The following is a 12,111-nucleotide window of genomic DNA, read 5'->3' as shown; positions in this document are numbered from 1 at the left end:
AAGGAGCTTGCCATGCGCCAGAAACCCACCGTACTCGCTCGTGAAATCGTCGCGAGCAGCCGTCTGTTCCGAGTCGAAGAAGTGCAGTTGCGCTTTTCCAACGGCGTCGAACGTGTTTATGAGCGTCTGGTCGGGCGCGGCAACGGATACGGCGCGGTCATGATCGTGGCAATGCTCGATGCCGAACACGCGGTGCTGGTGGAAGAGTATTGCGGTGGCACCGACGAGTACGAGCTGTCCTTGCCCAAAGGCCTGATCGAGCCGGGCGAAGACGTGCTGGCCGCCGCCAATCGTGAACTCAAGGAAGAAGCCGGTTTCGGCGCCCATTGCCTGGAGCATCTGACAGAGCTGTCGCTCTCGCCGGGCTACATGAGCCAGAAAATTCAGGTGGTGCTGGCCACCGATCTGTATGAAGAGCGGCTTGAAGGCGACGAGCCAGAGCCGATGGGTGTGGACAAGATCAACCTGCGCGAGCTGGCAAGCCTGGCGCAACACCCGCAGTTTTCCGAAGGCCGCGCCTTGGCCGCGCTGTATCTGGCGCGGGATTTACTGACCCAGCGCGGAGTGTTTCAGCCATGACCGACGTATTCGCTGATTTGCCGCACCCGCTGCTGGCGCCGGTGATCGACCTGTGCCGCCGTGCAGGGGAAGCCATCTTGCCGTTCTGGCGCTCGGGCGTCGAAGTCACAGCCAAGTCCGATAATTCGCCAGTCACCGCTGCCGATCTCGCTGCCCATGAATTGCTGGTGGCGGGCCTGAAGGCGCTGGACCCGAGCATTCACATCCTGTCGGAAGAAGATGCCAACATCCCGCTAAGCGAGCGCAGTCAGTGGCAGCGCTGGTGGCTGGTCGATCCGCTGGACGGCACCAAGGAATTCATTGCCGGCAGCGATGAATTCACGGTCAACGTCGCGCTGATCGAGAACGGGCGTGTGGTGTTCGGCGTGGTGTCGATGCCGACCAATGATCGCTGCTACTTCGGTGGCGCCGGGCTGGGCGCATGGCGCAGTGATAATGCCGATCACATCGAGCCGATCAAGGTGCGTCAGCAGCCCGCCGAAAGTGAGGCGTTTACCGTGGTTGCCAGCCGCCGCCATTCCAGCCCGGAGCAGGAAAAACTGTTGGCCGGATTGTCTGCCGTGGTGGGTGAGTTGAAGCTGACCAATATCGGCAGCTCGCTGAAGTTTTGCCTGTTGGCGCAAGGTTCGGCTGATTGCTATCCGCGCCTTGCGCCCACATCGCAGTGGGACACCGCCGCCGCCCAGGGCGTGCTTGAAGGCGCGGGCGGCGTGGTACTGAATCTGGCGGGCGACACGTTCGATTACCCGCCGAGGGAATCGTTGCTCAATGCGTTCTTTGTGGCGTTGCCGGGGGAGGCGTCCTGGCGCCAGGCATTGATCGAGTTGGCGAAGGGCTGAGCGCCATTCGCTCTTGATTCTGCCCGGAGGGCGTGGGAGCCATGCTTGCAGGCGATCCTGCGCGCAGCGGCGGCAAAATCAGACGCCTGCGTCATACCTGAATATTGCATTCACCGGTGTTCTGCCGCTTCGCAGCAGATCGTCGGCAAGCCGGACTCCGGGCAGAAGCGCGTCTGCGTTCATCGATGCAACACATACTGCCCCACAAACTCCACCGCCGGCTCCTCCGAACCCTCGGCCACGATTCGCGTGTTCAATGCCAATCGCGCACGCCCACGCCGTTGATACATCTTCACGAACCTGTCCCAGGTCGCCACATCCGGCGCATCGCAGATCGCTACGCCGTCGCGCTTGACTGGCAAGGGATAGCTGATCTGGCCCTCCTGAATCACGATGTGTCCGTCATCGACTCCAGCCTCTTTCAGCCGCAGATACAACCACCCCCAGCCCGCCAGCACCGCGCCGCAATACAGGCTGCCGCCGAACAGCGTGCTCTTATGATTGATGTTCTGCGCCAGAGGAAGATGCAGGCGCAGTTGCTGGTTCTCCCAGCTGATGACCTTCATGCCCATGTCGCGGGTCAGGGGGATATCGTGATGCAGGACGTTTTCCAGATGTTGGGCTTTGGAGTCGGGATCAGTCATTGTCATCGGAGCTACCGCCGCTGAAATTCAGGCCATGTTTGCGCAGTTTGTCGTGCAGGGTTTTGCGCGGTACGCCGAGGGATTCGGCGAGACTGCGCACCGAGCTGTGGGGGCGGGTCAGTTCGGCGGCGATCAGCGCGCGTTCGAAGGCTTCGACCTGCTCGCTCAGGCCGCCGGTCGAAGCAGGCATGTCCTGCTGCGCGGCACCTTCCAGTTCAAGTTCCAGACCCAGGGCGAAGCGCTCGGCGGCGTTCTGCAGTTCGCGCACGTTACCCGGCCAGCTGTGGCGCAACAGCAGCGCCCGATGCCCTGGCTGAAGTTCTTGGCGGGGCAGGCCGTGACGCAGGCTCGCGGCGTCGGCGAAATGCTGGAACAGCACCAGTGCATCTTCGCCTCTGTCGCGCAGCGGCGGAATGCGCAACGGCGCGACGTTCAAGCGGTAATACAAGTCGGCACGGAAACGTCCCTGGTCGGCTGCGTGGCGCAAATCCTCCTTGGTCGCTGCGATAACGCGGATATCCAGTGGGATCTGCTGATTGCCGCCCAAACGCTCGACCACCCGTTCCTGCAACAGACGCAGCAGCTTGACCTGCACATCCATGCTCATGCTCTCGATCTCGTCGAGAAACAGCGTGCCGCCGTTGGCGAATTCGAACTTGCCGATGCGTCGTTTCTGCGCGCCGGTAAAAGCGCCTGGCTCGTGGCCGAACAGCTCGCTTTCGACCACCGACTCAGCCAGCGCGCCGGCGTTGATCGCCACGAAAGGACCGTTGCGACGGTTTGACAGGTCATGCAACGCGCGGGCAACGACCTCTTTACCAGCGCCGGTCTCACCCAGAATCAACACATCGGCCCTGGTCGCTGCCAGGGCGCCGATCTGATCGCGCAGGCGCTGCATCTGTGCCGAAAGGCCCACCAGACGTGCGCTCAATTGCTGGCGATCGCTGAGTTCCATTCGCAGGCTGCGGTTGTCCAGCACCAACCGACGCAGGGCGAGGGCGCGACGTACGCTGTCGAGCAGCGCATCGCTGGCGAAGGGCTTCTCAAGAAAGTCGTAGGCCCCGGCGCGCATTGCCTGCACCGCGAGCGGCACATCACCGTGGCCCGTGATCAGCAGCACTGGCAGGTCCGGGTCCTGAGCATGAAGCTGGCTCAGCAGCTCAAGGCCGTCGATGCCGGGCATGCGGATATCGCTGACGACCACGCCCGGCCAGTCGCGGCCAAGCCGTGCTTGCAGCCCAGTGGCATCGCTCAGCGGCAGGATTTTCAGGCCGGCCAGGTCCAGCGTCTGGCTCAGGGCCTGACGCAGATGCGGGTCGTCGTCGATCAGCACAACCTGAATTCGGCTGTCGATGGCGGTGTCCGTGGTCATGCAGATAGATCCTCCGGCGGTTGAAGACTGACCCCTGAAGCCCCGGTGCGCATGCGCAGCGTCAGCAACGCACCACCTTCGGGATGGTTGGCGAACAATAACTCGCCACCCAAGGCGCGCATCAGGGTATCGCAGATCGCAAGGCCCAGTCCCAGGCCCTGGGTGCGGGTCTTGGTGGTGAAAAACGGCTCGCGCGCATGTTCCAGCGCCTCACGGGAAAAGCCCGGGCCGTTGTCGCGAATGTACAGGTTGACGCCCTGGGCGCTGTGCTCGGCACTGATCCACAGTTTGCGCGGCGGGCCTTTTTCGGTCAGCGCATCCAAGGCGTTTGCCAACAGATTGCCCAGCACCTGACGCAGGCGGGTTTCACCGGCCTGCACCCACAGCGTTGCGTCCGGCAGGTCGCGAATCAGTTCGACGTCCATCGCTCGACGACGTTTACCGAGCAGCGCCAGCGCATCGTCCAGCGCCGGTTGCAGAGCCACGCTTTCCGGGGCGTGACGATCGCGTCGGGCGAAGGCGCGCAGATGGGCGATGATCGAGGCCATGCGCCCGGTCAGTTCGCTGATCAGTTTGAGGTTGCCGCGAGCGTCTTCGGTGCGTTGATGATCGAGCAGGACCTCAGCATTTTCCGCGTAGCTGCGAATTGCCGCCAATGGTTGATTGAGTTCATGGCTGATGCTCGCCGACATGGTGCCCAGAGCCGACAGCTTGCCCGCCTGCACCAGTTCATCCTGGGCGCGGAACAGCTCCTGCTGGGCATGTTCGCGCTCAAGCACTTCCTGGCGCAGACGCCGGTTCAGGCCTTCCAGGTCGCTGGTGCGCTCGATGACCCGCACTTCCAGTTCACGCCGCGCCTTGCCCTCGAAGTTGATGCGGTCCAGGTAGTGACGGCGCCGCTGCATCATGATTCCCAGAAGCAACATGATCACCAGCAACGTCGCCCCGCCAATGGCCACGACCGTGCGCACGGGGCGCGAAACCAGTACCTTGGGCGCCAGGATGTTCACGCTCCAGCCGGTTTCGTCGATTTGCTGGGTCTGGGTCAGCCAGCCGTGTTCATCCAGTTGCAGGGGGCGTGGATCTCGGGTCGGGTAAGGCTGAATGGCGACGATCGCCTGTTTCTCTTCTTCGCTGAGCGGGCGTGTCGCACGAAAGCGCCAGGCGGGGTTGGAAGTCAGGATCACCACGCCGTTGTGGTCGGTGACCAGCAGTTGTTCGGGGGTTTTGCCCCAGAGCGTTTCGGTCAGGTCCAGATCGACCTTGACCACCAGCACGCCGATCACGGTATTGCCATCGTGCACGGCGGCGGCGAAGAAATAACCGCGCTTGGCCGAGGTCGTGCCCAGACCGAAAAAGCGCCCGAGGTTGCCCGCCATGGCGTTACTGAAATAGGGGCGAAACGCGAAGTTGCGGCCCACGAAGCTGTCGCGTTTGTCCCAGTTCGAGGCGGCGAGAGTGTCGCCGTTGGGAGCCATCAGGTAGATGACTTCTGCGCCGGTCTGACGGGCCGTATTCATCAGCAGCAGGTTGGCCCGCTCCCGGGTTTGCTTGTCTTGCGGATTGGCCAGCATTGCACGCAGGCCGGGCAGGTCGCCGAGGATTTGCGGCAGGACTTCATAGCGGTGCAGGGTGCCGAGCAGGTTGGCGACGTAGAGATCCAGCGTCTGGCGATTCTGGCTCAGCAGTTCGTTGCGGTAGTAATGCTCGGCCAGATGCTCGAGCGGCCACAGCAACGGCGCCAGAATCAGGGCCAGCAGCGCAAGGCTGCGCCAGCGAGGGCGGCGTGGGAGAGAGGAAGTGCTGGTCATTGAATCGCCCGGTAAGTCCGTTGCGACGCTTGCGTAGTGCCGGTGATATTGCGCTGCCCGAACCGGCTTCTTCGCGGGCAAGCTCACTCCCGCAGCATAGTGACATTCATTGCGGGAGTGAGCGTGCTTACGAAGGCGGCGGTTCAGGCGACGCGGTGAGGTCAGCGCGGCCGCTTGGCATCGGATGGCGCCATTATGCCTACCGCTGCTGTGCTAAGCACTCCAGCATTGCGTTGTGCCAATCCGGCTGGCTTACGCCCCATTCCCGCTGCAAACGGCTGCAGTCCAGACGCGAGTTCAGCGGACGGGTTGCAGGCGTGGGGTACGCGTTTGAAGGGATCGGTTCGAGGGTCGCGCAGGGCTTGCCAGCCTTGGTCAATTCCCGACCAATGGCCTGGGCGAAACCAAACCAGGAAGTCTGGCCGCTGGCCGTGAGGTGATAAACGCCCCAGGCGCCCGGCTTGCCGTCGTGCCAACGCTCGATCAATGCGCGAGTGCTTTGCGCGATGGTGCCAGCCCAGGTTGGGGCGCCAATCTGGTCGGCAACGATGGTGAGCTTTTCGCGCTCCTGCAGCAGACGCTGCATGGTCAGCAGGAAATTGCGCCCGGTCAGGGAGTAGACCCAGCTGGTGCGCAGAATCAGATACTGCCCACCTGCCGCTTTGATCGCCTGCTCGCCCGCCAGTTTGCTGCTGCCGTACACACCGAGCGGATTGGGCGTATCAGTCTCGTTCCAGGCCTCATCCTTGCTGCCGTCGAACACGTAATCGGTCGAGTAATGAATGAACGGAATTCCCAGCGCGGCGGCTTCTTCGGCGAACACACCGGGAGATTTGGCGTTGATTGCAAAAGCCAGATCTGGCTCGCTTTCAGCTTGATCCACCGCCGTGTGCGCGGCGGCGTTGATGATCAGATCCGGTTTGATGCGACGCACGACTTGGCGGATGGACTCCGGCTGGCTCAGGTCCAGTTGATCGCGCCCCAGCACGACCAACTCGCCCAGATCCTTGAGGCTCTGCTGCAATGCCTGTGACACCTGGCCGTGTTGCCCGCTGATCAGAATCCGCAGCGGCGCACTCATGGAAACAGGTCCGCTTCTTTGAGGCTTTTGCCTTGCTGATCCTTGGCCGACAGCTTGGGCGCTTCGCTCAAGCCCCATTCGATGGCCAGGTCCTCGTCATCCCAACGAATGCAGCGCTCGGCAGATGGGGTGTAGTAGTCGGTGGTCTTGTAAAGAAACTCGGCGTGGTCGCTGAGTACCACGAAACCGTGGGCGAAACCCGGCGGGATCCACAGCTGCTTCGCGTTATCGGCGGACAGTTCAAGCCCGAACCATTTGCCGAAATACGGCGAGCTGCGACGGATGTCGACGGCGATGTCGAGCACCTTGCCAGCGGTGACGCGCACCAGTTTGCCCTGCGGGTTTTCGATCTGATAGTGCAGGCCGCGCAACACGCCTTTCTGGGAGCGCGAATGGTTGTCCTGGACGAACTGTACGTTGAGCTTCGTAGCGTCGGCGAAAGCCTTGCCATTGAAGCTCTCGTAAAAGAACCCACGCTCATCGCCGAACACTTTCGGTTCGATGATGAGCACTTCAGGCAGCTCGCTCTCGGTGACTTTCACTGGCTTTCCCCTGCAATCTTGAAAAGGTACTGACCGTAGCCGGTCTTGCCGAAATAGTCAGCCCGTTGGAGCAGGTATTCGCGATCGATCCAGCCGTTCTGGTAGGCGATTTCTTCGAGGCAGGCCACTTTCAGGCCTTGGCGGTGTTCGATGGTCTGCACGTATTGCGAGGCATCGAGCAGGCTATCGTGGGTTCCGGTATCGAGCCACGCGAAGCCGCGACCGAAGCGCTCCACACGCAGGTCGCCGCGCTTGAGGTAAGCGTTGTTCACGTCAGTGATTTCCAGCTCGCCACGGGGCGAGGGCTTCACGTCCTTGGCGATCTGAATGACTTCGTTATCGTAGAAATACAGCCCGGTCACTGCATAGCTGGATTTCGGTGCCTTGGGCTTTTCTTCGATGGACAAGGCGTGGCCGCCCTCGTCGAAGTCGATCACACCGAAACGCTCCGGGTCCTTGACCCAGTAACCGAATACCGTCGCGCCAGAGGTGTGGTCGGCCGCGCGCTTGAGCTGATCGCTGAAGTGCTGACCGTGGAAGATGTTGTCGCCCAGAATCAGGCACACCGAATCATCGCCGATGAACTCTTCGCCAATCAGGAACGCCTGCGCCAGCCCGTCAGGTTTGGGTTGTTCGGCGTAATGAAAGTGAACCCCAAACTGGCTGCCGTCGCCGAGCAGGGCCTGATATTGCGGCAGGTGCAGTGGCGTGGAGATGATCAGGATTTGCTTGATGCCGGCCAGCATCAGCACCGAGATCGGGTAGTAGATCATCGGTTTGTCGTAGATCGGCAGCAGTTGTTTCGAGACACCGAGCGTGATCGGGTGAAGACGTGTGCCCGAGCCGCCTGCCAGAACGATTCCTTTAGTCATGCGATCAGATCCTTCACGTTGGTGCCCAAGCGTTGACCCTGGTAGCTGCCGTCCTGCACGTGGCGGCACCACTCCAGGTTATTCAGATACCACTGCACGGTTTTGCGCAGCCCGGATTCGAAGGTCTCTTCCGGCTTCCAGCCAAGCTCGCGCTCGATCTTGCTGGCGTCGATGGCGTAGCGCATGTCATGGCCCGGGCGGTCGGTCACGTAGGTGATCAGGTCCGCATAATTGGCCACGCCTTTGCGTTGCTCCGGCGCCAGTTCTTCGAGCAGCGCGCAAATGCCACGCACCACATCGATGTTCTTCTGCTCATTGTGGCCGCCGATGTTGTAGGTCTCGCCAACCTCGCCCTCGGTCACCACCTTGAGCAACGCGCGGGCGTGATCCTCGACGAACAGCCAGTCGCGCACTTGCAGGCCGTTGCCATACACCGGCAGCGGTTTGCCTGCCAGCGCGTTGAGGATCACCAGCGGAATGAGTTTTTCCGGGAAATGGAACGGCCCGTAGTTGTTCGAGCAGTTGGTGACCACCACCGGCAGACCGTAAGTACGCTGCCAGGCGCGAACCAAGTGATCCGATGCTGCCTTGCTGGCCGAATAGGGCGAGCTTGGCGCGTAAGGCGTGGTCTCGGTGAACAAGTCATCGACGCCATGTAGGTCGCCGTACACTTCATCGGTGGAAATGTGGTGGAAGCGAAACGCTGCACGCTCGGCCTCCGGCAGGGTCAGCCAATAGCCGCGGGTCGCTTCCAGCAGGCTGTAGGTGCCGACGATGTTGGTCTGAATGAATTCCGACGGACCATCGATGGAGCGATCCACGTGGGACTCTGCCGCCAAGTGCATGATTGCCTCAGGCTTGAAGCGCGCCAGCACCTTGCTGACCTCGGCCTGATTGACGATGTCTTGCTGCACGAACTCGTAACGCGTGTTCGTCACGATGCTCTGCAACGATTCAAGGTTGCCTGCGTAGGTCAATTTGTCGAAATTCAGTACGTCGTGGTCGGTGTTGTTGATCAAATGGCGGATCAGCGCCGAACCGATAAATCCGGCGCCACCGGTGACAAGTATTCGCATAGCCAGACCTTCTTCCCTGGATAGACATCAAGATAACGAAGCATAGCTTGTGGGCCTGCGACGACAGGCGCAAGGCGCAAACCGCCCAGAGGCCATGATATTAATTGATTGGCAGATCCCTTTAGCGTCATAAAACCGCCGCGAGTGTTTCATTCATGTAACGGCTACGCTATCTGTTGATCATATAAACGCTTTTTCAAGTTACACGTTCGCAGGGTTGCCAATCTTGCGAGCAACTGGCGATATTGCCCGTTCATCCTTGCCTTCGGGGCCTTGCTCATGCCGCTTGCCACTCTGATCCGTCGCTCCAGCCTGCCATGCCCGGACGTCACTGCCGATCAGGCGGCCGAATTGTTGTCGACGCACTACGGCCTGGCGGGCACCTTGAAGGAGCTGGGCAGCCATCAAGATCGTAACTTCCTCCTCGACACCGGCGAGGGACGGCGTTTCGTGTTGAAGATCTGCCATGGCGATTATTCGATCACGGAGCTGGCAGCCCAACATGCGGCGCTGCGGCATCTTGGCGCTCACTCCGATGTGCGGGTTCCGAAAGTGGTGCCGGCCACCGATGGGCAAGACTTGCTGTCCGTGGAAGTCGACGGCCACGCAGTGCACGTCAGGCTGCTGGAATTCATCGACGGCCAGTCACTGGCGCACCTAGAGCATCTGAGCGGACAGGTCGTGGCCGGTCTGGCCGAGCTGTGCGCCAGAGTCGATGTGGCGCTGGCAGGGTTCGAACATCCGGGCCTGGAGCGCATTCTGCAATGGGATCCGCGCCATGCCAGCGCGCTGATCAAGCATCTGCTTGCGGTCATCGAAAGCGCTGAAGAGCGCGCCTGCATCGCCAAGGCCGCCGAGCAGGCCCACGCGCGTTTGCTGCCGTTGATTGCAGCGCTGCCGGTACAAGCGATTCACATGGACATCACCGAGTACAACGTGGTGTGGCAGCGCGATGTTCATCACCTGTGGCAACTGCGAGGGCTGATCGATTTCGGCGATCTGGTGCGCACCTGGCGCATTGCCGATCTGTCGGTGACCTGCGCTGCGCTGCTGCACCATGCCGAGGGCGACCCGCTGTACATCCTGCCGGCAATCGAGGCCTATCACCGGATCAACCCGCTGCAAGTCGCAGAGTTGAAGGCGCTGTGGCCATTAATCGTTGCGCGCTCGGCGGTGCTGGTGCTCAGCAGCGAACAGCAGGCGAGCATCGAACCCGACAACGCTTATATCCAGGCCAACCTCGCCAGCGAATGGAATATCTTCGACGTCGCGACTTCGGTGCCGATGGCGCTGATGGAGGCCGCGATCCTGCATGCCGTGAATCAGCTCGATCTGCAGCCCGGAGGCGAAATGTTTTCGCCGTTGCTGCCAAGCCTGAGTCATGAAACGTTCACCACCGTCGATCTGGGCGTACTCAGCGAACACTTCGACGCCGGCAACTGGGAGCGAAGCGGCATCGACGAAATTCTGCTCAAAGAGACCGCCCACTCTCGTGGGTTAGCGGCCAGTCGCTACGGCGAATACCGGCTGTCGAGAACGCTGCCCGACAGCCCACATGAACCCGACACCTTCGCCCTGCACGTAGAGTTGCTCATCCCTCACGGAACGGCGGTGCATGCCCCATTCCACGGCACGCTGCGTCATACCGCCGACGGTGCGTTGCTGCTCGTGGGTGCCCACTCGAACCTACGGCTGTGGGGCGTGCGCTCGGATTTCGATTCCGGCGTCGAGTTCGGCGCCAGTGACGTGATCGGGCAGGGCGGCGGCTCGCTGATCGTGCAGCTGTGTTCTGAGCGTGATGTGAGCCCGCCGTTATTCACCACGCCTGCGCGCGCGGCGGCCTGGCGGGCGCTGTGTCCTTCGCCCAGGGCGCTGCTGGGTTTCGACTGCGATGCGCCGCTGCTGCCCGACTCCGCGCAACTGTTGGCTCGTCGCGACGCCAGTTTCGCGCGCTCGCAAAAGCACTATTACCAGGCGCCTCCGCAGATCGAACGCGGCTGGCGTAATCACTTGATCGACATGCAGGGCCGTTCGTACCTGGACATGCTCAACAACGTCGCGGTGCTCGGTCATGGTCATCCGCGCATGGCTCAGGTCGCTGCGCGGCAATGGTCGCTGCTCAACACCAACTCGCGATTTCATTACGCGTCCATCGCCGAGTTTTCCGAACGTCTGCTCAAGCTTGCGCCTGAGGGGATGGACCGCGTGTTTTTGGTCAACAGCGGCACCGAGGCGAATGATCTGGCGATTCGTCTGGCATGGGCCTACAGCGGCGGGCGTGATGTCTTGAGTGTGCTAGAGGCCTATCACGGTTGGTCAGTGGCCACCGATGCGATCTCGACGTCCATCGCCGATAACCCCCAAGCGCTGAGTACGCGGCCTGACTGGGTGCATCCGGTGGTGGCGCCGAACACCTATCGCGGCGAGGCACGGGGGGCGGACAGTACGCCGTTTTACCTGAAGAGTGTCGATGCGCACTTGGCCCGGTTGGCCGAGCAAGGACGTCAGTTGGCAGGTTTCATCTGCGAGCCGGTGTATGGCAATGCGGGCGGGATTTCGCTGCCGCGAGGGTATCTGCGTGAAGTGTATGAAAAGGTGCGCGCTCACGGGGGCGTGTGCATCGCTGATGAGATTCAGGTCGGCTATGGCCGTTTGGGCGAGTACTTCTGGGGCTTTGAGGAACAGGGCGTGGTCCCGGACATCATCACGATGGCCAAAGGCATGGGCAACGGTCACCCCCTGGGCGCGGTCATCACGCGCCGGGAAATTGCCGAGGCCCTTGAGGCAGAGGGGTATTTCTTCTCGTCGGCGGGCGGAAGTCCCGTGAGTTGCCAGATCGGTCTGGCGGTGCTGGACGTCATGGAGCAAGAGCAGCTTTGGGAAAACGCTCAGGTCGTTGGTGGCTATTTCAAGGAGCGGCTACTGACGCTGATCGATAAACATCCGTTGGTCGGCGCGGCCCATGGTTCAGGGTTCTATCTGGGACTGGAGCTGGTGCGTAACCGCCAGACGCTGGAGCCAGCCACCGAGGAAACCAGCTATCTGTGCGATCGCCTGTGTGAGCTGGGTATCTTCATGCAGCCTACCGGGGATTACCTGAATATCCTCAAGATCAAGCCGCCCATGGTCACAACGCGACAGAGTGTCGATTTCTTTGTCGATAGCGTTTCCAGGGTGTTGAGTGAACTGGAGGGTTGAAATTTCTCTGTCTGTACGAACCCCTGGGAGTGAGCTTGCTTACGAAGAGTCAACTGCATCCAACAGATTTCCAGTGCTCATGCCCGCATTTTCGTGA

The 12,111-nt window shown here is 61.3% G+C and carries 10 protein-coding genes; 3 read left to right on the top strand and 7 right to left on the bottom strand.

The features are described from left to right. The first annotated feature begins 12 nt into the window (after window positions 1–12). Window positions 13–579, top strand: a complete 567-nt coding sequence (gene nudE / locus CE491_RS12790) for an ADP compounds hydrolase NudE (RefSeq protein WP_110948717.1) — start codon at window positions 13–15, stop codon at window positions 577–579. Then, window positions 576–1,418 (top strand): 3'(2'),5'-bisphosphate nucleotidase CysQ, encoded by an 843-nt coding sequence (gene cysQ, locus CE491_RS12785; protein WP_110948716.1) that lies wholly within the window; start codon window positions 576–578, stop codon window positions 1,416–1,418. The genes nudE and cysQ overlap by 4 nt, the downstream gene beginning before the upstream one ends. 179 nt (window positions 1,419–1,597) lie before the next feature. Here the strand turns inward: cysQ and CE491_RS12780 are convergent, their stop codons facing one another. The 7 genes from CE491_RS12780 to rfbB all read right to left on the bottom strand — a co-directional run bounded on the left by CE491_RS12780 (window position 1,598) and on the right by rfbB (window position 8,816). Continuing rightward, complete coding sequence (locus CE491_RS12780; RefSeq protein ID WP_110948715.1) at window positions 1,598–2,068, bottom strand: YiiD C-terminal domain-containing protein; 471 nt, start codon at window positions 2,066–2,068, stop codon at window positions 1,598–1,600. After that, complete coding sequence (locus CE491_RS12775) at window positions 2,055–3,434, bottom strand: sigma-54-dependent transcriptional regulator (protein ID WP_110948714.1); 1,380 nt, start codon at window positions 3,432–3,434, stop codon at window positions 2,055–2,057. The genes CE491_RS12780 and CE491_RS12775 overlap by 14 nt, the downstream gene beginning before the upstream one ends. Next, complete coding sequence (locus CE491_RS12770) at window positions 3,431–5,245, bottom strand: sensor histidine kinase (protein WP_110948713.1); 1,815 nt, start codon at window positions 5,243–5,245, stop codon at window positions 3,431–3,433. The genes CE491_RS12775 and CE491_RS12770 overlap by 4 nt, the downstream gene beginning before the upstream one ends. Before the next feature lie 199 nt (window positions 5,246–5,444). After that, window positions 5,445–6,326, bottom strand: coding sequence for a dTDP-4-dehydrorhamnose reductase (gene rfbD, locus CE491_RS12765; protein WP_110948712.1), 882 nt, complete (start codon window positions 6,324–6,326; stop codon window positions 5,445–5,447). Continuing rightward, window positions 6,323–6,868: a dTDP-4-dehydrorhamnose 3,5-epimerase gene (rfbC, locus tag CE491_RS12760; protein ID WP_110948711.1), complete on the bottom strand. Its 546-nt coding sequence runs from the start codon at window positions 6,866–6,868 to the stop codon at window positions 6,323–6,325. The genes rfbD and rfbC overlap by 4 nt, the downstream gene beginning before the upstream one ends. Beyond that, complete coding sequence (gene rfbA / locus CE491_RS12755) at window positions 6,865–7,740, bottom strand: glucose-1-phosphate thymidylyltransferase RfbA (protein WP_110948710.1); 876 nt, start codon at window positions 7,738–7,740, stop codon at window positions 6,865–6,867. The genes rfbC and rfbA overlap by 4 nt, the downstream gene beginning before the upstream one ends. Next, entirely contained in the window at window positions 7,737–8,816 is a 1,080-nt protein-coding gene (gene rfbB, locus CE491_RS12750) for a dTDP-glucose 4,6-dehydratase (RefSeq protein ID WP_110948709.1), read from the bottom strand. The genes rfbA and rfbB overlap by 4 nt, the downstream gene beginning before the upstream one ends. A gap of 279 nt (window positions 8,817–9,095) precedes the next feature. Between rfbB and CE491_RS12745 the strand changes: the two genes are divergently transcribed. Further along, complete coding sequence (locus tag CE491_RS12745; protein WP_110948708.1) at window positions 9,096–12,014, top strand: aminotransferase; 2,919 nt, start codon at window positions 9,096–9,098, stop codon at window positions 12,012–12,014. The last annotated feature ends 97 nt before the right edge of the window (window positions 12,015–12,111 follow it).

It is taken from the genome of Pseudomonas bohemica (genome assembly GCF_002934685.1).
GTDB classification, from domain to species: domain Bacteria; phylum Pseudomonadota; class Gammaproteobacteria; order Pseudomonadales; family Pseudomonadaceae; genus Aquipseudomonas; species Aquipseudomonas bohemica.
The sequence above is the reverse complement of the archived record's forward strand: the minus strand, read 5'-3'. Positions and strand labels throughout refer to the sequence as shown.

Coding starts and splice junctions, on each gene's coding strand:
- nudE (WP_110948717.1), top strand. CDS start 13: ATGCGCCAGAAACCCACCGTACTCGCTCGTGAAATCGTCGCGAGCAGC.
- CE491_RS12770 (WP_110948713.1), bottom strand. CDS start 5,245: ATGACCAGCACTTCCTCTCTCCCACGCCGCCCTCGCTGGCGCAGCCTT.
- rfbB (WP_110948709.1), bottom strand. CDS start 8,816: ATGCGAATACTTGTCACCGGTGGCGCCGGATTTATCGGTTCGGCGCTG.
- rfbA (WP_110948710.1), bottom strand. CDS start 7,740: ATGACTAAAGGAATCGTTCTGGCAGGCGGCTCGGGCACACGTCTTCAC.
- CE491_RS12775 (WP_110948714.1), bottom strand. CDS start 3,434: ATGACCACGGACACCGCCATCGACAGCCGAATTCAGGTTGTGCTGATC.
- cysQ (WP_110948716.1), top strand. CDS start 576: ATGACCGACGTATTCGCTGATTTGCCGCACCCGCTGCTGGCGCCGGTG.
- CE491_RS12780 (WP_110948715.1), bottom strand. CDS start 2,068: ATGACAATGACTGATCCCGACTCCAAAGCCCAACATCTGGAAAACGTC.
- rfbD (WP_110948712.1), bottom strand. CDS start 6,326: ATGAGTGCGCCGCTGCGGATTCTGATCAGCGGGCAACACGGCCAGGTG.
- CE491_RS12745 (WP_110948708.1), top strand. CDS start 9,096: ATGCCGCTTGCCACTCTGATCCGTCGCTCCAGCCTGCCATGCCCGGAC.